The following is a 24,555-nucleotide window of genomic DNA, read 5'->3' as shown; positions in this document are numbered from 1 at the left end:
AAAAACGTATCGTCAGCCAATGGATTTGAGCGCACTTTCTTCAGCTCCCTCGGCCAGGCGCACCGCTTCTGCGGCCACACGCCCCGGTATCGGCGTGTCGGCCAGCCCGAGGCAGGCCCCGAAGAAAGCTTCGTCAGCAGCCCCGAGCGGATCCGGCAATTCATCCGAAACATCCACACGGATTGGATGGCGGGTCGAGTTGACGACCTGGCGCGTCAGGAAGTCCACGGTTATCTTGCCTGACGGATAGGTCACCGCCATAGACCTGTTCCTGTTGGCGGCTGCCCGGCTTGCCCGGATGGAGGCAAAGCGGCCATCCTCATAGGCCAGTTGTGCCGAAGCTTCATCGATATGATCACTATGGTGTTTCTCGCCACGCGCTGACACTTCGGCCCCATCGCCCATCAGCTTCGCTGCCATGTCGAGATCATGGATCATCAGGTCCCAGATCACTGATACATCGCCGGCCCGGCCACCCGGAGCCGGCGGACCTTCGCGCACGGCCTCGATCTCGATCGGGGTCTCCTCGATATCGAAGAAACCCATGGCTGCCAGCACAAGCCGCTCCTGATGACCGACCTGAATCACCCGACCCTTCTCTTCTGCGAGATTAACGAGCGCATCCGCGCTCGCATGTGAAAGCGAGAGGGGTTTCTCGACGAGCACGTGCAGGCCAGCTTCCAGCGCAGCCCGGACAGAAGCTTCATGATATGATGCCGGACAGGCAACGATGACCGCATCGCAGGCCGCATGCAGGCTCTGCTCGTCATCGAAGACAGCGCCGCCATGCTTTTCCACGATCGCAGCCGCGCGGGACGGATGAGGATCGTATACGCCGGCGAACACAGCATGGTCGGACGCGGCGGCCTTGCCGGCATGATGCCCGCCAAACACGCCTGCCCCTATCACGCCTACTCTGAGACTTGTCATGGCCTACTCCTGTCTGCGCGTTCGCTTCACACCGCTTCGCACCATACCGCAACTGCCAGCAGACAGCCTCCCGGATCAATGAGTCTTGCGAAATCTTACCAGCCCATCTTCACACGGCGCACAAGCAAGACCATCTGCTAGCGCAACGACAATAGGAGGAGTTCACTATGCCATCACTGAAATCAAGGGAATGGACCCTGGCCAGCCGCCCCGTCGGAATGCCGAAACTGTCTGACTTCCAGCATCAGGACACTGAAGCACCCGAACCTTCCAAAGGGGAAATTCAGGTCCAGAACTCCTGGATGTCAGTCGATCCCTATATGCGCGGACGCATGTACGACAGGGAAAGCTATGTTCCGCCTTTCCAGATTGGTGAGGTCTTGCAGGGCCATGCGGTCGGAACAGTCACTGCCTCTCATCATCCGGATTATTCGAAGGGCGACCTCGTCACCTCAATGGCAGGCTGGCGCGAAGCCTGGACAGCAGACCCATCCAGCGTGATGGCAAACAAGATGCCAAAGACAAACCTTCCCGACTCTGCCCTGCTCGGTGTCGCCGGTATGCCGGGCCTGACCGCCTATGCGGGCATCCTGCGCGTAGCCGATCTCCAGGAAGGCGACACCGTCTTCGTCTCCGGCGCAGCCGGTGCGGTTGGTTCGACAGTTGTACAGATCGCAAAGATCAAGAACTGCACGGTGATCGGGTCTGCTGGCGGTGAAGAAAAGTGCAAGCTCGTCAAGAAGCTGGGCGCCGATCATGTGATCGACTACAAACAGCATGATTCCTATGAAGCGCTGCTTGGCGCGCTCAAGGGAGCCGCCCCGAAGGGCATTGATGTGTACTTCGACAATGTCGGCGGCGACCATCTGCAAGCCGCTATCGAGGCGGCACGGCCGATGGCCCGCTTCGCCATCTGCGGCATGATCAGCCAGTATAATGCAACCGAGCCTCAGCCCGGTCCCTACAATATCATCCAGGTGGTCGGCAAACAGCTGACATTGCGTGGCTTCATCGTGGGCACGCATGTTGATATGCAGCCGCAGTTCCTTCAGGACATGGCTAAGTGGATAGAGTCCGGGCAGATGAAGTTCGAGGAGACGGTTATGGAAGGCATCGAGAATGCCCCCGAAGCGTTCCTTGGTCTCTTTCAGGGCCGTAACACCGGCAAGATGCTGGTGAAGCTCGGCTAGCAAGCCCTCAAGCGAATGGAGCCTTGAATGGCGCGTCTGTTTGACGCCTACATCATCGTCGACTGGAGCGCGGCAGGCAAACCGGCGCAGGGCGCCAATTCCATATGGATTGGCGCTCTTGCACGGGATGCACGGCTGAAATTCAAGTTCCAGTCTGCGAACCCGTCAACACGGCTGCAGGCCCGCGAAATGATCGCGGGCCTTGCAGAACGATTTGCGGCACGTGGCGACAAGGTCTTGATCGGCTTTGATTTCAGCCTCGGTTATCCGGCTGGAACTGCCGAATCCATCGGGCTCGACACATCGGAAAAACCGGCATGGAAAGCCATGCATGATCACCTGTCGGCAAAGGTTCGGGAGAAACCGGACAATTCCAACACCCGCTTCGCAATTGCCGCCGGGCTGAATTATGCAATGACAAAAGGGCCGTCTCCCTTCTGGGGGGCACCTGCACGTGACCAGATAAAGACGCTCACTGGCCAGAAAGCGGACTTCGATCCCTCCCCCGTCCGTGAATACAGAGCCTCGGAAGAATGGGTACGCGCCAATAGCAAATCAAAACCGAAATCGGTCTGGCAGCTGTATGGCGCCGGATCCGTCGGCAGCCAGTCCCTGCTCGGAATTCCAACCGTGCAGGCACTCCGCGCCCGGCTGGACAAGTCCGCCATCTGGCCTTTCGAAACCGGTTTCGAAGCCTTCGATCAGGACAAGCTGGATGAAACCAATATCGTTTTCGCGGAAGTCTATCCGTCTCTGGTTTCAGCGAAACCCGAAACCGGAGAGGTCGCCGATCAGGCACAGGTGCGCGCACTCGCCCGCCACTATTACGATCTGGACGAAGCCGGAAAACTAGGTCGCCTGTTCGGGCCGCCAGAGGGCCTGGAAAGCACACTTATCCCCGAAATTACCGCCGAAGAAGGGTGGATTCTGCTGAAATAGCCCGTGGCTATTGGGTTTTCAGGATATTCACCCCCTCCGAATCGTGTAGAAACGATGAGCGGCAAGATATCGCCGTAAGCTAAAAGGAGAGCCCAATGAACAAGGGTGAACTTACAAAAGCCGTCGCAGAAGCTGCTGGCATGTCTCAGGCCGATGCAGGCAAGGCTGTGGATGCTGTTTTCGATAGCATTGCGGGCGCTGTGAAAAGCCGCAAGCAGGTTGCAATCGCAGGCTTCGGCACATTTCACGCCAAAACCCGTGGCGCACGTGAAGGCCGTAACCCGGCAACGGGCGACACGATCCAGATTCCTGAGAAAACCTCGGGAGCGTTCAAGCCCGCTTCAGCTCTTAAAGACATCTAAGAGCCCGCGAGGGGATTACGTCAGGGAGCGGCGCGCTGGTTTCAACCGGCGCGCCGCTTTCGATTCCAGCAGTGCCGTCTGAAGAACCCCGGCAATGATCGACGCAACCAGCACGCCCTCCATCATTCCCTGTGCCCCGCGGCCCCCATGCAGCCCAAGGTACCAGGTCATCGGGATCATGATGAGAAAATACGATCCCAGATGGATGAAGGTCGGTGGCCAGATGACATTCTGCGCCCGAAGCGCCATCGAGGCGACGTTCTGCAACCCGTCAAACACGATGACGAAAGCGGTAAATCCGACAATCGCCACGAGTTGCGGCCCGATTGCAACGCCATCCACATGCGCATCCGACTTCACGAGAATACCGGCGAGCTCTGCCCGGAATATCCAGACGAGCAGCCCCAGCAGGACACCGATGACAGCCCCGGCGACAATTCCCAGCCGTGAAGCGTCCTGGACCTCATCGGCATTCTTGCGCCCATAGGCTTCCGCGACCCTTACACTGGTCGCCGTGCCAAGGCCGAGATAGGCCATGAAACAGAACCCGATGACATGCACGGCCATGCCATACACCGTGTTGGCCGCCACGCTTATCCAGGTCGCGATGATGAAAGTGAAATTGAACCCGCCCCATTCAGCGACGTTCGATACCGCCATGCCATAACCGACCGCGTACTGGCGTGTGCCCTCACCTTCCGGGCCTGGGGGCGAAGGCTTCCATGCCGGTGTCATCCGCCAGACAGCAAACAGGAACAGGATGACGAGGAACCAGCGTGTCCCGGTCGTGGCAATGGCCACGCCATCTGCGCCTAGTTTCGGCATTCCCCACCATCCTGCGACGACCGCGAGATCAATTACGAGATTGATCCCGACGCCTGCATACATGATTGCAGTAACGATAAGCGGACGCCTGAGCGCTTCCAGGTAGGAGCCCGCAACATGCGTGATCATATGGCCAATCAGGCCATAGGCGAGGATACGCGAGACCGATGCCGCGCCAGCCGCAATGTCGTCCTCGAAACCGAACCCACGGAACAGCGGACCTGCGAGAAGTGCGATCCCCACTGTCAGCAGTCCGCCGAACCAGAGTGAGAACCACATGCCGCGCCTGAAGATACGGCCCGTCTCATGCGCCTTACCCACCCCCGCCAGTTCGGCGGTGAGGACGGACACGCCCATCAGAAGACCGATGGTCAGGCCCAGCGACACCCCGATGGGAAGCCAAGAGTTCAGGACATAGTTGAGCTCACCCGGCGCATTCTGGCCGAGTACAATCAGGTCCGTCAGGCCCATCAGCATCATCGCGGCGCGCGAGACGGCAATTGGCCCAGACAGTCTGAGCAGGTCTGCAATGTCGGATGGCCGCGCCCAGGCGGGCCAGACCCGCCTGCGCATGGCGAAATCCCCCTCTAGCTTGCCGCGCGCGTCTCGGCGCCGGCAGCTTCTTTCATTTTCTGGAGCTTCTCTGCGATGAGGAAGGCCAGTTCAAGCGCTTGCTCACCATTCAGACGAGGATCGCAATGTGTGTGGTATCTCGATGACAGGTCAGCCTCTGAGATCGCCTGTGCGCCCCCGATACACTCAGTGACGTCCTGGCCGGTCATCTCGAAATGCACACCGCCCGGATAGCAGCCTTCCGCCGACACGATATCGATGAACTGGCTGACTTCCGAGAGGATCCGGTCGACCGGCCGTGTCTTGAAACCACTATCGGTCTTCAGCGTGTTACCGTGCATCGGGTCGCAGGACCAGACGACCGTCCGGCCACTTTTCTTGATGGCTCGCACCAGTGGCGGCAGGCCTTCTTTCACGCCTTCAGAGCCGAAACGCGAAATCAGCGTGATCCGGCCAGCTTCGTCATTTGGGTTCAGCGTCTCGATCAGGCGCACAAGCTCATCGGGCTCCATGCCCGGTCCGCACTTGATACCGAGCGGATTGCGCACACCCTTGCAGAACTCCACATGCGCGTGGTCGAGCTGACGCGTACGATGGCCGATCCAGAGCATGTGGGCAGAGGTGTCGTACCAGTCGCCCGAGGTTGAATCGACGCGCGTCATGGCTTCCTCGAAACCAAGCAGAAGCGCCTCGTGGGATGTGTAAACATCGACCTGGGCCATCTGCGGCACCTTGGTCGAAGTCACCCCGCACGCCTCCATGAAGGAAAGTGCATCGGTAATCCGGTCAGCCAGCGCCTTGTAACGTTCCCCCTGCGGTGAACGGTCGACAAAGCCGAGCATCCACTGATGGACATTAGCAAGATCGGCATAACCGCCCTGCGAGAAGGCCCGGACCAGGTTCAGCGTAGAGGCTGATTGCGAATAGCTCTGGATTAGGCGCTCAGGGTTCGGCATCCGCGCGTCCGGCGTGAAATCCATCCCGTTGATATTGTCGCCGCGATAGGACGGCAGCGTCACATCATCGATCGTTTCCGTCGCCGAAGACCGTGGCTTGCCGAACTGGCCCGCGAGGCGCCCGACCTTCACAACCGGTTTGGATGCAGCGAAGGTCAGCACCACAGCCATCTGGAGCATGACACGCAGCGTATCGCGGATATTGTCAGCGCTGAACTCCTTGAAGCTCTCGGCGCAGTCTCCGCCCTGCAGCAGGAAAGCCTCACCGGCGGCCACAGTGCTAAGATTCTGCTTCAGGCGACGCACTTCCCCCGCAAAGACCAGCGGCGGAAAGTCTTTCAGGCGGCTTTCCACATCACGCAGGGCTGCTGCGTCCGGATAGTCTTCCGGAATATGCTTTGCCGGTTTCGATCTCCAGCTATCGGGTGTCCAGGTCATCGCTCCGCTCCTTCAGCGCGCGTATCAATCATATTGCAGTGCAGGATACAAGCTCTAGCACGGCAAGCACCATCTTGCGCTGCGGCATTCTCGAACCCGCGTGTCAGGCAGATTCCGTTTCGGGCACCCACTTCTGACGAAGCGTAACAATCTCTTCCGCAACGGTCGGATGAACCGCGCAGGTTGCGTCGAACTGCGCCTTGGTTGCGCCCATCTTCACTGCGATGCCGAGCATCTGGATCATCTCACCCGCGTCCGGGCTCACAATGTGCACACCCACGACGCGCTGATCATCCTGTCGGACAACCAGCTTGAACATGACCCTTTCCTTCTTCTCGAGCAATGCGATCTTCATTGGCCCGAAGTTTGTCTTGTAGATATCGACATCGCCATACGCCTTGCGGGCTTCGGCCTCAGTCATGCCGACCGTGCCAACCTCCGGCTGGGTAAACACCGCCGACGGCACATCGTCATGGTCAAAACTCCATTCATTTCCGCCAAAAACGGTATCGGCGAAACTGTGCCCCTCCCGGATCGCCACCGGCGTGAGCGCGATCCGGTCGGTGACGTCTCCGACCGCATAGATGTTCGGGACACTGGTCTGCGACTTCTCGTCCACGATCACGGCACCGCGTTCACTCAGTTTCACACCGGCCTTGTCGCAGCCAAGCCCTTCGGTTGCGGCACGCCGCCCGACCGCCATGACGACCACATCGGCATTCACAGTCGTGCCATTGCTGAGATGCACCTTGTACGGGCATTCCTCACCGTCCCGCTTCTCGATCTTGTCGAAAACAGCCTGCGTGATGACCCGTACACCTGCATCGGTCAGCCCGTCATGAACCGCTGTGCGAACATCCCAGTCGAAACCGTTCAGAACGGTATCGCCACGATAGACGAGACATGTCTCGACACCCAGGCCGGCGAAAATATGTGCAAACTCACAGGCAATATATCCGCCGCCGCCGATGACGATCTGTTTCGGCAATTCCTCGAGATGGAAAATTTCATTGGAAGTGATTGTGTGTTCTACCCCCGGCAGTTCTTCCGGAGCCGGCCGCCACGGCGTTCCGCCAGTCGCGATAAGGATCTTGTCGGCACTGATCGTCTTGCCACTCTCCTTGATCAGGACGGTGTGGTCGTCCTGCATCTCGGCGCGCTCCTCGAACACATCCACACCGGCATTGGCGAGGTTGCGGAGATAGATGCCGGATAGCCGGTCGACCTCATTGTGCATCTTGGTCATGAATTTCGGAAAGTCGAAGTCCGGCTCGCCGACATCCCACCCATAGTCGCGCGCTTCGTCGAGCTTGCGTCCATAATCGCTTGCATAGACCATGTACTTCTTCGGCACGCAGCCACGGATGACGCATGTCCCGCCGATCCGGAACTCCTCAGCAATCGCCACGCGTGCACCCGCCTGCGCGGCAATTCTTGCGGCCCGGACACCTCCCGACCCTGCACCGATGACAAACAGGTCGTAATCGTATCCGCTTTCAGCCATGAAATCTTCCTTCCGGTTTTTCGTTTACCGGCGGGATATGGACCGGCTGGGCCTAGTATTCAAACATTGAAGCACCATCCTCATGCCCGATGATCACTGTACGGGCGAGGCCGATGAAGAGGCCATGCTCGACAACCCCCGGCACAGCAGCCAGGTGCGCGGCCGCCTTTGGCGCATCAGGAATGACCGAGCAATGGCAGTCGAGGACGTAATTGCCACCATCTGTCACAATAGGCTTGTTACCGCTGCGCGTGCGCACATCAATTCGCGGACGGGACACACCTGCCGCCTTGAGCGCATCAAACACTTTCTTGGCCGTGATCGTATAGCCGAACGGCGTCACCTCAACCGGCAGCGGGAACGCCCCTAGTACCTCAACCTCTTTTGACGGGTCGGCAATGACTGCCATGAGGTCGCTTGCACTGGCGATGATCTTCTCGCGCAAGAGCGCCGCACCGCCGCCCTTAATAAGCTGCGCGCGGTCATCCACCTCGTCTGCCCCGTCGACCGTCAGATGTATGCGATCCACATGCTCGATCGGCAGCAGCTGAATGCCAAGCGATTCGGCCAGACGCCGCGTGTCTTCGCTTGTCGGCACCCCTTTTACGACCAGCCCGTCAGCAACTTCCTCAGCCAGGTATTCGACGAAGAACTTCGCCGTGGACCCGGTCCCGAGGCCAATGGTCATGCCATCCTCGACCAGCTCCATGGCGGCCGCGGCAGCATTTTCCTTCTCTTTTTCGTAAGCCATGAGAGCCTTCTCCTGTAAGCGTTTGTCAGCGCGCCTTCTTTTCGGCTGCTTTCCTGACCCGGAAATCCGTGGCCCAGCCGGCTTTCTCCACCTGCCGGCCACGCCCGAGCGCGAGTGCATCGGCAGACACGTCCTCGACAATAACAGAACCGGAGCCGACGATAGCCCCTTCCCCGATGCTCACAGGCGCAACCAGCGCACTGTTTGAACCGATAAAGGCGTTGTCTCCAATCTTCGTTTTATATTTCAGGTAGCCGTCATAATTGCAGAAGATCGTACCGGCCCCGATATTGGCATTCGCGCCGACTTCGCCATCGCCAAGATAGGCAAGGTGATTCGCCTTGGCGCCCTCGCCCACACGGGTTTTCTTCACTTCCACAAAATTGCCGATCTTTGCCCCCTGGCCTATGGAGGCACCGGGACGCAGGCGTGCATACGGACCGATCTCGGCGCCTTCTTCCACATGAGCCCCCTCGAGATGGGAAAAGGCGCGGACCGTCGCGCCTGTATCCACCCTGACATCAGGGCCAAAGACGACGTGCGGCTCGATGATGACATCCGGTCCTATGATGGTGTCGTGGGAGAAAAACACGGTCTCCGGGGCTGTCATTGTGACACCACTGCGCATGAGTTCTTCGCGCCGGCGCTGCTGAAAGGCCCGCTCGGCCTCGGCAAGCTCAACACGCGAGTTTACACCCAGCACGTCCTGCTCCTCGCAGGTAACGCTTCTACAATCCGTATTCTCAGCGCGGGCTATACCAACAATGTCGGTTAGATAGTACTCACCCTTCTGGTTATCGTTGCCGACTTGCGAGAGCAGACGAAACAGACGGTCTGAGCGCGCGCCCATCACGCCTGAATTGCAAAAATTGATTTTCAGCTGCTCTGAGCTGGCATCCTTGGCCTCGACAATGGCCTCCAGCTGCCCGTCAGCAGACGTGACAAGCCTGCCATATGCACCCGGCTCCTGCGCCCTGAATCCCAGAACGCCCACTGCTGCCCCCTCATCCAGCTTTGCAAACAACGCCTCGACAGCACTGGCAGGAATAAGCGGCGTGTCGCCATAAAGGACGATGACATCACCGTTGAAATCCGTGAGCGATTCTTCCGCGGCCCTCACGGCATGAGCAGTGCCAAGCGGCGGATCCTGAATGGCTATACAGTCCGGGCCAACTTCATTCCCGACGTGATCATGCAGCGCGGACGAACCAGGACTTACAACTGTAACGATCCGCGAACAGCCCACCCGACGGGCCAGGTCGATAGACCAGTCCAGCATAGCCCGTCCGCCCACCTTGTGGAGAACCTTGGGCAAGCCAGACTTCATACGCGTGCCCTGTCCCGCTGCAAGAATGATCGCCGCTCTTTCCATGATGAAACTCGCCTCGTTATTCGACGGGAACTCGCCTAAACCATATGCTGACTCGATGCGAGGACTTTCAGGAGCGCCAATGAAACACCAAACCAGGGCCGGGTGGACGATCGTGTTTGATCTCGACGGTACGCTTGTCGATACAGCGCCCGACCTTCACGCATCACTGAATCACTGTCTGGAGGGCGCCGGACTGGAGCCAGTCCCATTCGACGCGGTCAGGGGAATGATCGGCCAGGGCGCCATGGCGATGATCAGGAAAGGCATATCCTATAATGGGCTCGCGCCGGATACCATCGACACAGACCGCCTGTGGCAGGATTTCCTGACACACTATCAGCAGAACATCTGCCGGATGAGCCGCCCCTATCCCGGGGCAGAGGATCTCGTCGATGCCCTGAACATGGCAGGCGCCACCTGCGCGGTTTGCACAAACAAGACCCAGGCCCTTGCAGAATCAGTACTCGACGGACTGAGCCTGAGTGGAAAATTTGCCGCCCTGCGCGGTGCCGACAGCGTGCCGGACAAAAAACCTCATGGCGATCATATCGTGCAAACCGTCAGGGCGTGCGGGGGAAGCATGGATCGCACGATCATGGTGGGCGACAGCCAGACAGACGAAAGGGCAGCCCGGAACGCCGGGCTGCCCTTCATATTCGTCACATTTGGCTATGGGCCGTCACCGGACGGATCCGGCGAAAAGATGATACGCGCCAACACCTATGAAGAAGTAAGTGACGCCATCACCCGGCTGACTGCCTAAGCAGCTTCGACTGCGTTTTCCACTGGACGATAGCTCGTGCGCATCTCATCTTGTGTTTTAGCAATACGGCGACGCGGCATGCCGTTCACCATGTTGCTCCGCAGATCGGTCCGTGCGCTGCGCATGGCCGGAACGAAGCCTGCGTCGACGAGATCGACGTCAACCTCATAGCCGCGCTCGGCCCAGTATTCACGAATTTTCTCGCGAAGGCGCTTTGCACCTTCGTTGTTGCACCAGTCTTTCATTTCAATCTCTCCAGGCTAATAAGTCTTGTCAGGAGGAGGTGCCTCCCGCAATGGCCTGTCCTTCTGTTTGCTTTTTTTCACGAGGCAGGCTCATCGGCCTCGCCTTTCGTGACGCTTAAATGACGTGTTCGCGGCAAAAGCTCAAGACGTTTTCTTTATGAAATTCGATTAACCCTCTTAGATGAACAGCTGTTCATCCTGAATAAACATTCATCTTGAGATCTATTTCAGGGCTGTAATCAGGCTATCGCTTTCCCAAGCGTCATATACCATTGGTTTCATATGCAATTATCCGCATAAGACAGTATTTTCGGCATGTCCCGCAAACGGGCGACAGTATGCCGCGATTACGATGCCGGATTGTTTATACGAAAACCCGTCATGCGTTTGCGTATGACTGCTATGCCCGGTAGCAACCATCTTCTGGCTTGATAAGGCACTGCCAAGCCAGATTGACCCATGCTGGCGACAACTCTATGACGCTTGATCCCGAGACGGGCGATTAGCTCAGCGGTAGAGCACTGCCTTCACACGGCAGGGGTCACTGGTTCGAACCCAGTATCGCCCACCATTCGCTTCCAGTCGAACACCAGTTCGAAAATCGATCCAGTTGGTCAATTATGGGATAGCGAATGACGCGACCGCGCGTCTTTGACTTTTGTTTTCATCCCGAAGCTCGGCTTTTCCTGGTGCGCACGGTCAGGACTGTCCTTGATCGCCAACAGGCCAGTTGCCTTTTACCTTTGCGAAAAACACCCACCCACTCTACACCCGCACGCCATGAAATCGCTTTTGCGCCACCCCTTTGTGTCTTCGCTGCTGGGTTACATGATCTGGGGCTATATGGTCCTCTGTGCCCGCACGATCCGGTGGCGGGTCGAAGGGGAACAGGCGTTTCGAGACGCCTGGGCGCAGGATCCCGGAATGATCGTCGCTGCATGGCATTCGCGTATCCTGCTCCTGCCAACCATATGGAGCCGCATCGCTCGGAAGCTTCCTGGCAAAGCCTATCCGACCTCCATGCTAATCTCCCTGTCGCGTGACGGTCAGGCGGTGGCCAAGGCAATCGAACATCTGGGGCTTGATGCCGTCCGCGGATCTTCAACCCACAAACGCAAGCGCAAGAACAAGGGCGGCACAGCAGCCATCGCTGAAACCAGCCGGCGTCTGCGCAGCGGCAGCGTCGTTTGCATTACACCGGATGGCCCACGCGGACCTGCCGAGAAAGTGCAGGCCGGGCCCGTGCTCCTGGCCCAGCGCACCGGCGCAGCCATCATACCGTATGCGCTTGCCTGCAAACCAGCCCGGCGGCTCAACACCTGGGACCGATTCATGATCCCTCTGCCCTTCGCCAGAGGTGCTATGGTGATCGGGGCCCCGGTCTTGATCGACAAGCAGGAAGAGGCCTCGGCAGGCCGTGAAAAGTTACAGGCCGCAATGGATAAAGCCTATGTCCGCGCCCAAGCCCTGATCGGGGAAGACACACCTGAGGCTGACGCCGCACCCAAGCATGACTAGACTGCTCAGATGAGTCTCGCCCGTACCGCCTATGAACTCGCAACCTCCGCCGCCGGGCCCCTGCTCCGCGTCGTTGTGCGCCGGCGCCTGAAAGCTGGAAAGGAAGTTAAGGGCCGCACAGGAGAGCGGTTTGCAAAAACAGACAGGCCGCGTCCCGCAGCCCCCCTGCTCTGGATGCATGGCGCAAGCATTGGCGAGACGCGCCTGCTGCTGGAAACGGCACGTGCCCTGAAAACACACCGCCCGGACCTTTCCTTCCTTATCACTAGCCAGACGGCCACCTCCGCCGAGCTGGTTACGCGTGCCATCAAGGAAGAGCCCATCCTGAAAGGCTGCGCCCTGCACCAGTTCGCTCCCCTGGACACACCTGGCATTTCAGCAAGGTTTGTTGATCACTGGTTGCCTGATCTGGCGGTATTTGCGGAAGGCGAGATCTGGCCCAACCTCCTCAAACAGCTCCGCAAGAAATCAATACCAACAGCTCTCATAAATGCGCGAATGACGAGCAACAGTCTAAAGGGCTGGTCGCGCTGGCCAGCTCTGAGCCAGAGCCTGTTCGGCCGCTTCGATACATTGCTGGCGGCAGACCGGCAGACTGCCAAGGGCCTCGCGGCGATAATCGGCCGCGACGTTCCGATGCCCGGTAACCTGAAATCCGCGCTTTCTCTGCCGCCTCCCGATGCACTGGATGCAGACCGGCTCCAAAGCGAATTCGTCGGCTCCCGCGCCTGCCTTGTCGCGGTCTCTACACATGAAGGGGAAGAAGCCTTCGTAATGGATGCCCTCACCGGGATCACCCGGCCGACAGCCTGCATTATCATCCCCCGGCATCCGGAGCGCGCCGCAGGCATCCTTGCCCTTGCCCATGACAAAAAGCTCAAAATCTCCCAGCGCTCCGCAGGACAGCCTGTTACACCCGAGACCGATGTCCTGCTTGCCGACACACTCGGGGAAGTCGCCCTGTTCGCCCATCTGGCGGACACTGTCTATCTTGGCGGTGGGCATGCGTCCGGCATCGGCGGACACAATCCGCTTGAAATTCTCAGGTTAGGCAGGGCCGTTACAACAGGACCAAACGTGTTCAACTTCTCAGACGTCAAAAGCGAACTCGAAGGACAAACCGGCTATTACATCGTCGAGACACCGCAGGACCTGGCTGACGGTTTCCCGTTCAGCCCGCCAACACAAGGCCTGGTGAGGTCGCTTGAGGACGCCGCACGCGCGCCCATGGACGCAACGATCGAGGCGCTCCTGCCACTTCTTCCGGAAGGGGACACCGTATGAGACCACCTCGCTTCTGGTCTGGTGAGATCGACCCGCGCTCACGCGAAGCCGCCCCCCTGACCCGGTTGCTCCTTAGCCCATTTGCAGCCCTCTATGCGCGCACCACGGCACACCGCATCAAGACCGCCGAACCACTAAAGCTCGATATACCCGTCGTCTGCGTGGGCAATCTGACGGCTGGTGGCACCGGAAAGAGCCCCGTCGCCGCGAGCCTGCGGACACATCTGCAATCACGTTATCCCGATGCGCGGATTGCGACCCTGTCTCGGGGGTATGGTGGCAGGCTGAAGGGCCCGCTCAAGGTCAATTTCGCCAGCCATGCAGCTGCGGAAGTCGGCGACGAGCCCCTGATGCTGGCCGCTGGCGGCGAAGCCTGGATCGGGGCCGACCGGGCTGCGGCCGGTCAGGCCATGCAGGCAGACGGCGTGGATCTCATCATCATGGATGACGGCCACCAGAACCCTGGCCTCCAAAAGGATGTTTCCCTTGTCGTCGTCGACAGTGAAGCGGGCTTCGGCAATGGTTTCGTCATTCCCAAGGGGCCCCTGCGGGAGCCCATTGCCGCCGGACTTGCCCGGGCGGATGCAGTTGTCCTGACCGGCGACACCGGAACACCAGAAGGCCTCCCCGGCGATCAACTCCCGGTCCTGAGGACGTCCATCAAGCCCGTCGCAGACCTTCAGCCTCAGCCCTATGTCGCTTTTGCCGGGATCGGACGTCCGGAGAAGTTCTTCGACACACTTGAAGCTCATGGCGCGAAACCGGCTGACGCCGTCCCGTTCCCTGACCACCACGTCTACTCCAGAAGCGACCTGACCTATCTCCGGCAGCTCGCCAGCCAGTATGACGCCCAGCTCATCACCACGGAGAAGGATTTCGTCCGCCTGCGTCATGATCAGCGTGACGGCATCGTGACCCTTCCCATCCGCGCAGAATTCGCAGATACGGCCACGCTGGATAAGTTGCTCGAAGCTGTGACACAAAAACTGGAGCCATGACCCGCCGCGACGCCCCGCAATATGTCCGCCCGAAGGATATCGACAACCGGTCGACCTTTTCCCAGCGCCTCGGCTGGCGTCTGGAGGCGATTGCATGGGATGTCGTCTACTGGTGGCCGATGAAACTGCTAGGCCCGGATCAGGCTTCAAATGCGGCTGGCTGGATCGTGAAACGCATCGCGCCGCTTTTCAGCCAGAACAGGACGGTCAAGCGCAACCTGCGCATGGCCTTTCCTGACTGGAGCGAAGAACAGGTTGAAGAGACTGCGAAAGCCGCCTGGGAAAGCGCAGGACGCACAGCCGGTGAGCTGCCCCACCTACCCAGGATACATCCCTATCAGGGCGACCGTGTAGAGGTGGTCAACCCGGAGCAGCTCGACGCGGTCGAAGCCTCGGGGGAAGGCGCTGTCTTCATCTCGGGCCATTTCGCCAACTGGGAAATCATGGCCGCAGTCATCTGCCGTCGGCCGGTCGATTGCCTGGTGACGTATCGCGCGCTGAACAACCCGCATATCGACAGGCGGATCAACAAGGTCCGCCATGATTACGGCATAGGCGTCCTGACTCCGAAAGGGCTCGGGACGCGTGAGCTCATGCGCGCCCTGAAAGCTGGCCGCTCGGTGGCCTTGATGAACGACCAGAAGTTCAATCAGGGTATCGGCGTCCCCTTCTTCGGGCATGAGGCCATGACAGCCCCCGGCCCGTCGCGGCTCGCGATCAAGTACGGCCTGCCAATCATTCCCGTCTCGACGGTACGCACGGGCCCGGCCCGCTTTCGTGTAACCATTCATGAGCCCATCCGGCCTGCCCCCGGCCTTGAGGGTGAGGAAGCGGTCAGGGACTGTGTGACCCGGATCACTTCATTTATCGAGAAGAGCGTTCGCGAAAATCCCGGCCAATGGTTCTGGCAACACCGGCGCTGGCCGAAATCGGCCTGGAAGGACGCTGGCGTCTAGGGACCGCAGCTCAATGATGGCTGGACACGCCTCCTGATTGTGCCAAATCAGGGAGGCTTAATGAATGGAGCCATCCATGCCCGTCTTCACCATCGTTTCCGCAGCCGCCCTGACCTTCTGCGCCCTGATCGGTCTCGGCGCGCTATTCGCTCCGAAATGGGCACAGGGGGTCGTCCGCCTTGTGCCGGACCCGTCACCAGACAAGCCTGGCGGCTTCTCGGAATTCCGTGCCACCTATGGCGGCCTTCTCTTCCTGCTTCACACCACCGCCCTGGTCATGTTGCTCCAGGTTGGCGGCATCATTTCCATTCTGGCGATCATGCCGGTTGCCGCGGGCTGGCTTGGTGCTGGCTTTGGACGAAGCCTCTCCTACCTGCTGGACAACAATGAGAACCGTCAGCCGGGCCTCATACCGGTCTGGATACCGCTGGAATTCGCACTTGGCCTTGCAATTGCCTCACCCGTTCTTCAGATAGGCCTGAATCCATAAGGACAGCCCCATGACGGATCGTCGAGAGACGCCCCGGCCCGCAAGACGGACCAGCAAACCGAACACACCCGACAGCAAATCCCCGGCGGACTGGGGAGAAGGCGAGCGCATTGCCAAATGGCTTGCGCGTGCGGGTGTGGATTCACGGCGCGCCTGCGAAACCCTGATCGAAGCAGGTGCCGTATCGGTGAATGGCCGCAAGCTCACATCCCCGGCTTTCAAGGTCACAGGCAGTGAAACGATTACGGTAAAGGGCAAGCGTATCCGCCCGCCCGAAGCCACACGGCTATGGCGCTATCACAAGCCATCCGGCCTGATTACGACCACAACCGATCCGGCTGGCAGGCGTACTGTGTTCGACGAACTGCCCAAGCACCTGCCCCGCGTTGTTACCGTCGGACGCCTCGACCTCACGACCGAAGGCTTGCTCCTTTTGACCAATGACGGCGAACTGGCCCGCGCGCTTGAGCTGCCAGCCAATGATTTCCGCCGCACCTATCGCGCACGTGCGCATGGCCGGGTCACACCAGAGAAGCTGAAACAACTGGCTGACGGCATCGAGGTCGACGGGGTGAAGTACGCCCCCATCAAGGCCGAACTGGAACGTGAGACCGGTACGAACAACTGGATTCGCGTCGAACTCACCGAGGGCAAGAAACGCGAGGTTCGCCGCGCGCTGGAAGCGGTTGGCCTCGACGTGAACCGCCTGATCCGGACTTCATACGGCCCGTTCTCCCTCGCCGATCTCCAGCCCGGCGCAGTCGAGGAAGTTCTGCCGAGCGAGCTCAAGGCCGAGCTTGGCGATCGCATCAAGACCCAAACGCCGCGCCCCGGGGGCAGGCAGAACAAACCGGGCCGCCAGAAAGCTGACGCCAAGACAGGGCTTCACAAAGACAGGAAGGCGCGTAACCTCAAAAGAAAATGAGACTGATGTCATTTTCTGGGAGGTTTCCATGGCTGATACCGGCGTCGCAATTCCACCCGCAACCAAGAAAGATAAATCGCGCACGATGAGTGACGCGGCCGCGGCAAATGCGGACAGGATCGTTGACCCTGAGACCTACGCCAACCCGCACGCCCTGGATGCGGCCTTCAAACGCCTGCGTGATGAAGACCCTGTCGCCTGGTGCGAGCCGGACGACTTCCGGCCCTTCTGGGCCGTGACCAAGCATGCCGACATCATGGAAGTCAGCAAGCAGAACAAGCTGTTCACCAATGGCGAACGCGAAATGCTGAGCTATGAGAAGGCCGAGGAACGCGTCTATGCCCAGACCGGGGGCCCGCACCTTCTCAAGACGCTTGTCCAGCTCGATGACCCGATCCACTACAAGCTGCGCCATCTCACCCAGGACTGGTTCATGCCGCACAAGGTGAAGACGCGCGAAGACGCGATTCGCCGGATCGCGAAGGAATATGTTGACCGGATGGAAGACATGGGCGGCGAATGCGACTTCCAGAAGGATATCGCTCTTTACTATCCGCTGCGCATCATCATGCAGATCCTCGGCGTGCCAGAGAGCGACGAGCCGATGATGCTCAAGCTCACACAGGAAATCTTCGGCGCGCAGGACCCGGACCTGATGCGGGACACCAAACTGGCCGAGGAAGGCGACACCGAAAAGGGACTCGACTCGATCAACCAGACTCTCGCCGAGTTCTTCATGTATTTCACCAGCATCACGAAGGACCGGCGTGAGACCCCGAAGGATGACGTCTCTACGGTTATCGCCAATGGCATGATCGATGGGGAGCAGATCGGCGAGCTGGAAGCGATGAGCTATTACATCATTGTCGCTGCAGCCGGGCATGACACGACCAGCGCCTCGACCGGCGGCGGTGTCCTCGCGATGCTGAACAATCCGGCACAGCTCAAAAAGATGATGGATGACCCAAAGGCCATGTCACGCACCGCCGTCGATGAGGCCATCCGCTGGACGACCCCGGTCAAGCATTTCATGCGCACCGCGCAGGAGGACTATGAACTGCGCGGACGAAAAATCCTGAAAGGCGAGAGCCTGCTGCTCTGCTACCCGTCCGGCAACCGAGACGAGGAAGTCTTCGACAACCCGTTCGACTTCCGTGTCGACCGCAGCCCGAACAAGATCATTTCCTTCGGCTATGGCGGGCATATGTGCCTCGGCATGCACCTCGCGCGCCTTGAGATGCAGGCCATCTATGAGGAACTGTTTTCACGGGTGAAGTCGATCGAACTGGCCGGGGATCCGACCTATATCCGCGCAAACTTCGTTGGCGGCCCGAAATCCATTCCGGTGCGCTACAAGTTCTAGGACGAAGGGGGGCTATCCCGACCGATAGCCCCATGATGTCCGTCAGCTCGGCAGAAGCTCTTTCGGGTAGTCCGGATAACTCGCCTTCATCACACCGTGATTGAGCAGCATCTGTGCCTTTAGCGTATCCCCGGCCTCATTGAAGAAGCTGGTCAGCACCCAGTAATTCTCCACACGGCGGCTCTGTGACAGGGCCACGATCTCCCGCTTCAGCCGATAGGTCTCGCCCACGAAAAGCGGCCCGTCGACCATTCGTATCTCAAGATCGGCAAACAGGCCGATGGATGGACGCTTGACCGGCCAGCCCGCCTGTCCCCCCGTATAGTTTCCCAGCACAGACACCATCTCAGTCGGGATGATAGCCTTTCCCCACGGCGAGGCACTGGCATCATGGTACCAGTCCATTGGCTCGGTAATCTTCTCGAGCTTCTCATTGAGCGAGAATGGATAGAGATTGCCCATGTTCTGGTCGGGCTTCATGATTACCAGTTCGTCTTCCTTGCTCGTCATGCCCACTGACATGTCTTCAAGGATCACCAGGTCGCCCGCCGGACGCAGCTTCGCCTTGCGGGCTTCCAGCAGCGTTTCGCCGTGGTCTGGTCCGAGCGTCGCACTTGCCTCCAGCACAGGCGTGCCGTCTTCCTTCTCGGCACGGCAATGTGCGGATATGTCAGACGTCTGTTCAACGAAGACACGCACCGCCTCACCCTCGACAACCATGTTCTGGAAGTGCGCGGAGAAACAGCCACGCTCGAACCAGTCCTTGCCGAACATATCGACCAGGTAAGGCGAAAACTGGCTGAAATGGGTCGGCCCCTCGATCGGGCCAGCCTTGATTCCGAGCTTTTCGGCCTCGCTGTCATCATGGATGGAGCTATGGCCATCATAGGACTGGTCTGCCAGCATCTGCGCAGGTTTGCGCAGCGGGCCTTCGATAACCTCTGCCATAAAACTAGCCCTCCATGCCGGCCATACGGGCCCGCTCGGCGGCAAACTTGGCAAGCGGAACAACACGCTCGGCGTTGGAGGCCGCATTGGCGTTGGATGCCGTGCCATCACGCACGCGGCCAATAATACCCTGAAGAATGCCCGCCAGGCGGAAGGCGTTATAGGCAAAATAGTAGTTCAGGTCCGGCACGCCCTTGCGTCCGGTATGCTGGCAATAAAGATCGACATATTCCTCCAGCGTCGGAATGCCATGTGCCTTGAGGTCGTCGATGTTGGCAATCGACCCGCGGGACTCGTCATTCCCCGGCATCACCCAGTTCATCAGGTGATAGGAAAAGTCGGCCAGTGGGTCGCCAAGCGTGCAGAGCTCCCAGTCGAGCACCGCGGCGACCTTTGGCTCTGTCGGGTGCAGGACCATATTGTCGAGACGGTAGTCGCCGTGAACGATCGTGACATCCTCATCCTGGGGCAGGTTCTTCGGCAGCCAGTCGATAAGCTGCTCCATCTCCGGTATGTGCATCGTTTCCGACGCCTTGTACTGCTTGGTCCAGCGGTGGATCTGGCGAGCGCAGTAATCGCCTTCCTTGCCGAAGCCCTCCAGCCCGATGGCACGCCAGTCCGTATTGTGCAGGTCGGCAAAGGTTTTTACCTTGGCTTCATAGATGGCGCGGCGCTCGGCTGGTTCACAGTCCGGAAGCGTCTGATCCCAAAGAATGCGCCCGTCGACACAGTCCATGACGTAGAACATCGTGCCGATAACACCTTCGTCCTCGCACAGGCCGTAAGGCCGCGGGACAGGGAAGCCTGTCGGGTGGAGTGCGTTAATGACGCGGAATTCGCGGTCAACCGCATGAGCCGACGGCAACAGTTTTCCCGGCGGCTTGCGGCGCATCACATAGGTCTTGTTGGGCGTGAAAAGCTTGTAGGTCGGGTTGGACTGGCCGCCCTTGAACTGCTTGACGGTGAGAGGGCCTTCAAAGCCCTCAACATGCTTCTCCATCCAGGCCAGGAGGTTCTTCTCGTCAAACTGGTGGGACTCGGCGACCTCCTTGGTCCCGGTGTACATTTCCTGTGCGTCGCCATCCTGCGCCATGCTCTCTACTCCCTGAGATTTTACGTTTCGCGCACACTACCCTCTACAGATCGCCGAACAAGCTTCTCGCAGGGTCAAATCGCAATTTGATTATAACCGGCTATCGCGTCACACGATAACCGATATCCGTGCGGCAAAACCCACCGGGCCAGTCAATCAGTTCAACGGCCTCATAGGCTTTCGAAATCGCCACTTTAAGATCTGCGTCCGTGGCCGTCACGCCCAGTACGCGTCCACCTGCTGCGACAAGTTCTTTCTGCTCATTGATGTCGGTGCCGGCATGAAAGACTGTCACACCATCAATGGCGTCGGCCTTGTCCACGCCATTGATGACGGTGCCTTTCTCAGCTGTGCCCGGATAGCCGTTCGCCGCCATGACGACGACCGCTCCCGGCCTGAAATCGGAAAGCCCCATCATCTCGCACAGGCCGGCATGGCTGCCCGCCAGACCACCTGTCGCGCAAACCAGAAGCGCCGGCACGATATCACCCGGCAGCCCCGCCATCAGGACCTGGCATTCAGGGTCACCAAAGCGGGCATTGAATTCGACAACTTTCGGCCCCTGCTCTGTCACCATGATGCCGACATAGAGCACGCCCTGATACGGCATCCCGTCTTCGGCCATGCCCGACAGCATCGGCTCTACGATAGTGGTCTGGACCAGTTCCATCGTGCGCGCATCAACAACCGGCGCAGGGGCATAGGCGCCCATGCCACCCGTGTTCGGACCGGTATCGCCATCACCAACGCGTTTATGGTCCTGCGCCACCGGCAGGTAGATCGCGCCTTCGCCATCCGTCATAACGAAAACCGAAGCCTCTTCGCCTTCCATGAACTCCTCGATGACGATTTCACTCGAGGCATCACCGAACTTGCCGGTCATCATCTCCTCGACAGTGTTTTCGGCATCTTCTAGGTTCTCGGCGATCACCACGCCCTTGCCGGCTGCCAAACCGTCGGCCTTGATGACGTAAGGCGCCTCCATCGTCTCGAGAAACTCAAGCGCCTTTGTGAGATCGTCGAACCGGCCATAGGCAGCAGTCGGCACGCCGTACTTTTCCATCAGGTCTTTCGCAAACCCTTTGGAGGTTTCCAGCTTGGCCGCCGCCTGGCTTGGGGCGAAGACATCAAATCCACGCGCCCGGAGTGCATCACTGGCACCTGCCGCAAGCGGGGCCTCAGGGCCGATGATGATGAGGTCCGGCATGAGTTGCAGGGCCAGTTCCTGGACTGCCTTGAGGTCGGTCGGGTCAAGCTCGAAGCACGGACCGATCTTGTCCATGCCGGGATTACCCGGTGCAGAGTAAACTTCGTCGACCAGCGGGGACTGTGCGATTTTCCAGGCCAGCGCATGCTCACGCCCGCCAGAACCAAAAATGAGAATTTTCATGAGCTGCGTGATGGACTTGGCCGAGAGCTTGATCAAGCCCTCAAATGAACCGCCACCGCCCGGGACAGGCCAAATATGCCCCCAGGCGGCTAGAGAGCAGTGGAAAAGGCTGGCAAATTCACTTGATGATGCCGTGTCAGGCAAGGCAGGGTACGCTTATGGCGAACATACCTCCCAAACGCCGAGCGCCGAAGGACCTGAGCGGTCTGTGGACGGGCTATTATGCCTATGATCTGACAGATGATGCAGTCATGTTCACCGCATGGCTGAAGGAAGAGAATGGCCGTGTCATTGGCTCGATCCTCGAGGAGAACCTGAGTGCCGACGGCCCAGACGCAGAGTATGAGGCCCGTGTGACCGGCTTCCGCCACGGGCTCGACGTCCGCTTCACCAAGATTGCCCTCGATGAAGATACCGGAGAGCCCCTGCTTTTACGCTATCATGGCGATACTGACGCTGAGTGCTGCCTGATAAGCGGTGTGTGGTTCTTCGATGATCCATCAGACTGGACTGGCACATTCATGATGACGCGTATCTCAGGTGAGATGAAAGCAGCTGTCACAGTCCGCGCCGCCCATGATACGGGCGATCGTAGCAGCGACGAGGGATAGTCGCCGTGGCTGAGGATAACGCTTCCAATGTCACTGAATTCACGGTTTCCGAACTTGCCGCAAATCTGAAGCGAACCGTTGAATCCGCCTTTGACCATGTCCGCGTGCGCGGTGAACTTGGCCGCGTTACCATCGCCCGCTCTGGTCACATGTATGCTGACATCAAGGACGAGAAGGCCGTCCTGAATACAGTGATGTGGAAAGGCTCGGTCTCACGCCTGCCTTTCAAACCTGAAGAGGGCCTTGAAGTCGTCGCCGAAGGGCGGATGTCGACCTATCCGGGCCGTTCGAATTACCAGCTCATCGCTGACTTCATGCGCCCGGCAGGCGCTGGCGCGCTGATGGCGCTGCTTGAGGAACGCAAGAAGAAGTTCGCAGCCGAGGGCCTGTTCGATCCGGCCCACAAGAAGCGCCTGCCCTATCTGCCGCGGACTGTCGGCGTCGTGACCAGCCCGACTGGCGCTGTCATCCGTGACATCATTCACCGCATCCGGGAACGTTTCCCGGCCCGCGTCATTCTGTGGCCTGCGCTCGTCCAGGGCGACCGGGCCGCTGCCCAGATCGAAGCAGGCATCCGGGGCTTTAACGCCATGGCCGGTGAGGCGCGGCCTGATGTCCTCATCGTCGGACGCGGTGGCGGCTCTATCGAGGATCTCTGGCCATTCAATGAGGAAAACGTTGTAAGGGCCGCTTTTGAAAGCGAAATTCCGCTCATCTCTGCGGTTGGCCACGAGACCGACACCACACTTATCGACTTCGTGTCCGATGCCCGCGCGCCCACACCTACCGGGGCGGCCGAAATCGCTGTTCCCGTGCGGGCCGATCTCATTCTGGCACTGGAAGAGCGCGGCCAAAGCCTGAAATCCGCACTCGCCCGCAGGGTCCACCATGATAAGGACCGGCTACGGGCGTCAAGGCTACCGCGCCTCGAAACGCTGATTGCTCAGAAGCGCCAGACTGTCGACTATCTGGAAGCCGGGTTACGTTCAGGCCTTTCCAGCGCGATCAAATCAAAGCAGATCGACCTGACCCGTACAGGCGCACGACTAAGACCTGAGCCGCTCAAGATTGAAGCACGCCGCAATCGTCAGAAACTCGGCGAGACCGCCATGCGCGCCCGCCCGGCACTCAAGCGCATCATAGAGGAAGACCGCACCGCTCTCGCCGCACAGGCGAAACTTCTGGAAACCCTCTCCTATCAGGCAACTCTCGACCGTGGCTTCGCTATCGTGAAAGACGGCAAGGGCCGCGTTCTCAAGGACGCTTCCGCTGCCAGCGCGGGCGACATGCTCGAGATTTCGCTCTCCAGAGGCAGGCTTGACGCAGAGGTGGCCGCATCCGGGAAAACCGGCCCCCAACCCGTGAAGCCAGGCGCACAGCCGGCCAAGGCGAAGAAACCGCCAAAACCCGACTCACCGCCACAGGGTGATCTTTTCTAGACCCGGAAGTACACCGCCACCGTACCGCTCTCACACCATCCTCACACCACGGATTCTGCCCGTTTGGAGCGTTTTATCCCGGGGATGTTTCCAGTCTGCTCCAACAAAAAACGGCGCACACCCATCAGGGCATGCGCCGTTGCAAATAGTCCGGTTTGTTTAGTGCCTAGAGCTGGCCAAGCATATAGTCCGCGCTGGAGACCTTGAACTCCCCGCCATCTTCGACATTGAGCTGCTCGACGACACCGTCTTTCACCAGCATGGAATAGCGCTTCGAGCGTTCGCCCATACCAAAGCTGCTGCCATCCATTTCAAGGCCGAGCGCCTTTGCGAAGTCACCGTTGCCATCAGCAAGCATACGCACCTTGTCACCTGTTCCGGCATGATCGCCCCAGGCATTCATGACGAACACATCGTTCACCGAGGTACAGACGATGTCATCTACGCCCTTGCCATGCAGCGCCTCAGACTTCTCGACAAAGCCCGGCAGATGCTTGACCGAACAGGTCGGTGTGAAGGCACCGGGAACAGCGAACAGGGCAACAGTCTTGCCTTTGAAAATGTCATCAGTCTTGCGCGGTTCCGGGCCATTGTCCGTCATTTCCATGAAAACTGCTTCAGGCAGCTTTTCACCAGCTTTGATTGTCATTGATTTCTCCTTTGAGACTGACAGCCATTTAGGGCCGTGCTCC

24 protein-coding genes and 1 tRNA gene are annotated in these 24,555 nt (G+C 59.3%); 14 read left to right on the top strand and 11 right to left on the bottom strand.

Going from position 1 to position 24,555, the window contains the following annotated elements; translation table 11 throughout:
* Positions 1-12 precede the first annotated feature (12 nt).
* Complete coding sequence (locus Q1K31_RS08375) at positions 13-930, bottom strand: Gfo/Idh/MocA family oxidoreductase (protein WP_300378702.1); 918 nt, start codon at positions 928-930, stop codon at positions 13-15.
* A 167-nt stretch (positions 931-1,097) separates the two neighbouring features.
* Here Q1K31_RS08375 and Q1K31_RS08370 point away from each other — a divergent pair, with 167 nt between their 5' ends.
* The 3 genes from Q1K31_RS08370 to Q1K31_RS08360 all read left to right on the top strand — a co-directional run bounded on the left by Q1K31_RS08370 (position 1,098) and on the right by Q1K31_RS08360 (position 3,421).
* The gene (locus tag Q1K31_RS08370) at positions 1,098-2,120 is read left to right on the top strand and encodes an NADP-dependent oxidoreductase (protein WP_300378700.1); all 1,023 of its coding nucleotides are present in this window, start codon (positions 1,098-1,100) and stop codon (positions 2,118-2,120) included.
* A 27-nt stretch (positions 2,121-2,147) separates the two neighbouring features.
* Positions 2,148-3,059: a hypothetical protein gene (locus Q1K31_RS08365; RefSeq protein ID WP_300378698.1), complete on the top strand. Its 912-nt coding sequence runs from the start codon at positions 2,148-2,150 to the stop codon at positions 3,057-3,059.
* Between the two features lie 95 nt (positions 3,060-3,154).
* Positions 3,155-3,421 (top strand): HU family DNA-binding protein, encoded by a 267-nt coding sequence (locus Q1K31_RS08360; RefSeq protein ID WP_300378696.1) that lies wholly within the window; start codon positions 3,155-3,157, stop codon positions 3,419-3,421.
* A gap of 15 nt (positions 3,422-3,436) precedes the next feature.
* On the opposite strand, the gene Q1K31_RS08355 is transcribed toward Q1K31_RS08360, so the two are convergent.
* The 5 genes from Q1K31_RS08355 to glmU all read right to left on the bottom strand — a co-directional run bounded on the left by Q1K31_RS08355 (position 3,437) and on the right by glmU (position 9,840).
* The gene (locus Q1K31_RS08355) at positions 3,437-4,819 is read right to left on the bottom strand and encodes an MATE family efflux transporter (protein ID WP_300378694.1); all 1,383 of its coding nucleotides are present in this window, start codon (positions 4,817-4,819) and stop codon (positions 3,437-3,439) included.
* Positions 4,820-4,833: 14 nt separating this feature from the next.
* Positions 4,834-6,213, bottom strand: coding sequence for a class II 3-deoxy-7-phosphoheptulonate synthase (locus tag Q1K31_RS08350; RefSeq protein WP_300378692.1), 1,380 nt, complete (start codon positions 6,211-6,213; stop codon positions 4,834-4,836).
* A 103-nt stretch (positions 6,214-6,316) separates the two neighbouring features.
* A complete protein-coding gene (gene gor, locus Q1K31_RS08345; protein WP_300378690.1) occupies positions 6,317-7,717 on the bottom strand; it encodes a glutathione-disulfide reductase in 1,401 nt (466 codons plus the stop codon).
* A gap of 52 nt (positions 7,718-7,769) precedes the next feature.
* Positions 7,770-8,468 (bottom strand): ribose-5-phosphate isomerase RpiA, encoded by a 699-nt coding sequence (rpiA, locus tag Q1K31_RS08340; protein WP_300378688.1) that lies wholly within the window; start codon positions 8,466-8,468, stop codon positions 7,770-7,772.
* Positions 8,469-8,493: 25 nt separating this feature from the next.
* Entirely contained in the window at positions 8,494-9,840 is a 1,347-nt protein-coding gene (gene glmU / locus Q1K31_RS08335; RefSeq protein ID WP_300378686.1) for a bifunctional UDP-N-acetylglucosamine diphosphorylase/glucosamine-1-phosphate N-acetyltransferase GlmU, read from the bottom strand.
* A 79-nt stretch (positions 9,841-9,919) separates the two neighbouring features.
* Between glmU and Q1K31_RS08330 the strand changes: the two genes are divergently transcribed.
* The gene (locus Q1K31_RS08330; protein WP_300378684.1) at positions 9,920-10,603 is read left to right on the top strand and encodes an HAD hydrolase-like protein; all 684 of its coding nucleotides are present in this window, start codon (positions 9,920-9,922) and stop codon (positions 10,601-10,603) included.
* Here the strand turns inward: Q1K31_RS08330 and Q1K31_RS08325 are convergent.
* On the bottom strand, positions 10,600-10,848 hold the full coding sequence (locus Q1K31_RS08325) for a hypothetical protein (protein ID WP_300378681.1): 249 nt from the start codon (positions 10,846-10,848) through the stop codon (positions 10,600-10,602). The genes Q1K31_RS08330 and Q1K31_RS08325 overlap by 4 nt on opposite strands.
* Before the next feature lie 496 nt (positions 10,849-11,344).
* Between Q1K31_RS08325 and Q1K31_RS08320 the strand changes: the two genes are divergently transcribed.
* The 8 genes from Q1K31_RS08320 to Q1K31_RS08285 all read left to right on the top strand — a co-directional run bounded on the left by Q1K31_RS08320 (position 11,345) and on the right by Q1K31_RS08285 (position 18,382).
* Positions 11,345-11,419 (top strand) — tRNA-Val (locus tag Q1K31_RS08320).
* A 209-nt stretch (positions 11,420-11,628) separates the two neighbouring features.
* The gene (locus tag Q1K31_RS08315; RefSeq protein WP_300378679.1) at positions 11,629-12,366 is read left to right on the top strand and encodes a lysophospholipid acyltransferase family protein; all 738 of its coding nucleotides are present in this window, start codon (positions 11,629-11,631) and stop codon (positions 12,364-12,366) included.
* Positions 12,367-12,375: 9 nt separating this feature from the next.
* Positions 12,376-13,650: a glycosyltransferase N-terminal domain-containing protein gene (locus Q1K31_RS08310; RefSeq protein ID WP_300378677.1), complete on the top strand. Its 1,275-nt coding sequence runs from the start codon at positions 12,376-12,378 to the stop codon at positions 13,648-13,650.
* A complete protein-coding gene (lpxK, locus tag Q1K31_RS08305; RefSeq protein ID WP_300378676.1) occupies positions 13,647-14,648 on the top strand; it encodes a tetraacyldisaccharide 4'-kinase in 1,002 nt (333 codons plus the stop codon). Before Q1K31_RS08310 ends, lpxK begins: the two co-directional genes overlap by 4 nt.
* Positions 14,645-15,604, top strand: a complete 960-nt coding sequence (locus Q1K31_RS08300; RefSeq protein ID WP_300378674.1) for a lysophospholipid acyltransferase family protein — start codon at positions 14,645-14,647, stop codon at positions 15,602-15,604. Before lpxK ends, Q1K31_RS08300 begins: the two co-directional genes overlap by 4 nt.
* A 64-nt stretch (positions 15,605-15,668) precedes the next feature.
* Entirely contained in the window at positions 15,669-16,094 is a 426-nt protein-coding gene (locus tag Q1K31_RS08295) for a hypothetical protein (RefSeq protein WP_300378672.1), read from the top strand.
* Positions 16,095-16,104: 10 nt separating this feature from the next.
* Positions 16,105-17,019, top strand: coding sequence for a pseudouridine synthase (locus Q1K31_RS08290; RefSeq protein ID WP_300378670.1), 915 nt, complete (start codon positions 16,105-16,107; stop codon positions 17,017-17,019).
* 28 nt (positions 17,020-17,047) lie between these two features.
* The gene (locus Q1K31_RS08285) at positions 17,048-18,382 is read left to right on the top strand and encodes a cytochrome P450 (protein WP_300378668.1); all 1,335 of its coding nucleotides are present in this window, start codon (positions 17,048-17,050) and stop codon (positions 18,380-18,382) included.
* Positions 18,383-18,424: 42 nt separating this feature from the next.
* Here the strand turns inward: Q1K31_RS08285 and Q1K31_RS08280 are convergent, their stop codons facing one another.
* The 3 genes from Q1K31_RS08280 to purD all read right to left on the bottom strand — a co-directional run bounded on the left by Q1K31_RS08280 (position 18,425) and on the right by purD (position 21,813).
* Complete coding sequence (locus Q1K31_RS08280) at positions 18,425-19,330, bottom strand: hypothetical protein (protein WP_300378666.1); 906 nt, start codon at positions 19,328-19,330, stop codon at positions 18,425-18,427.
* A gap of 4 nt (positions 19,331-19,334) precedes the next feature.
* A complete protein-coding gene (locus Q1K31_RS08275) occupies positions 19,335-20,423 on the bottom strand; it encodes a phosphotransferase family protein (RefSeq protein WP_300378664.1) in 1,089 nt (362 codons plus the stop codon).
* 100 nt (positions 20,424-20,523) lie between these two features.
* Complete coding sequence (gene purD, locus Q1K31_RS08270) at positions 20,524-21,813, bottom strand: phosphoribosylamine--glycine ligase (RefSeq protein WP_300378662.1); 1,290 nt, start codon at positions 21,811-21,813, stop codon at positions 20,524-20,526.
* Positions 21,814-21,971: 158 nt separating this feature from the next.
* On the opposite strand from purD, the gene Q1K31_RS08265 reads away from it, so the two are divergent.
* Positions 21,972-22,424 (top strand): hypothetical protein, encoded by a 453-nt coding sequence (locus Q1K31_RS08265; protein WP_300378660.1) that lies wholly within the window; start codon positions 21,972-21,974, stop codon positions 22,422-22,424.
* A gap of 5 nt (positions 22,425-22,429) precedes the next feature.
* Entirely contained in the window at positions 22,430-23,863 is a 1,434-nt protein-coding gene (gene xseA / locus Q1K31_RS08260) for an exodeoxyribonuclease VII large subunit (RefSeq protein WP_300378658.1), read from the top strand.
* A 166-nt stretch (positions 23,864-24,029) separates the two neighbouring features.
* Here xseA and Q1K31_RS08255 read toward each other — a convergent pair whose 3' ends face one another.
* The gene (locus tag Q1K31_RS08255; protein ID WP_300378656.1) at positions 24,030-24,512 is read right to left on the bottom strand and encodes a peroxiredoxin; all 483 of its coding nucleotides are present in this window, start codon (positions 24,510-24,512) and stop codon (positions 24,030-24,032) included.
* Positions 24,513-24,555 lie beyond the last annotated feature (43 nt).

Source organism: Henriciella sp., from assembly GCF_029936995.1.
Taxonomy (GTDB): domain Bacteria; phylum Pseudomonadota; class Alphaproteobacteria; order Caulobacterales; family Hyphomonadaceae; genus Henriciella.
Note: the sequence above shows the minus strand (reverse complement) of the source record. Positions and strands in the feature narration are given on the sequence as shown.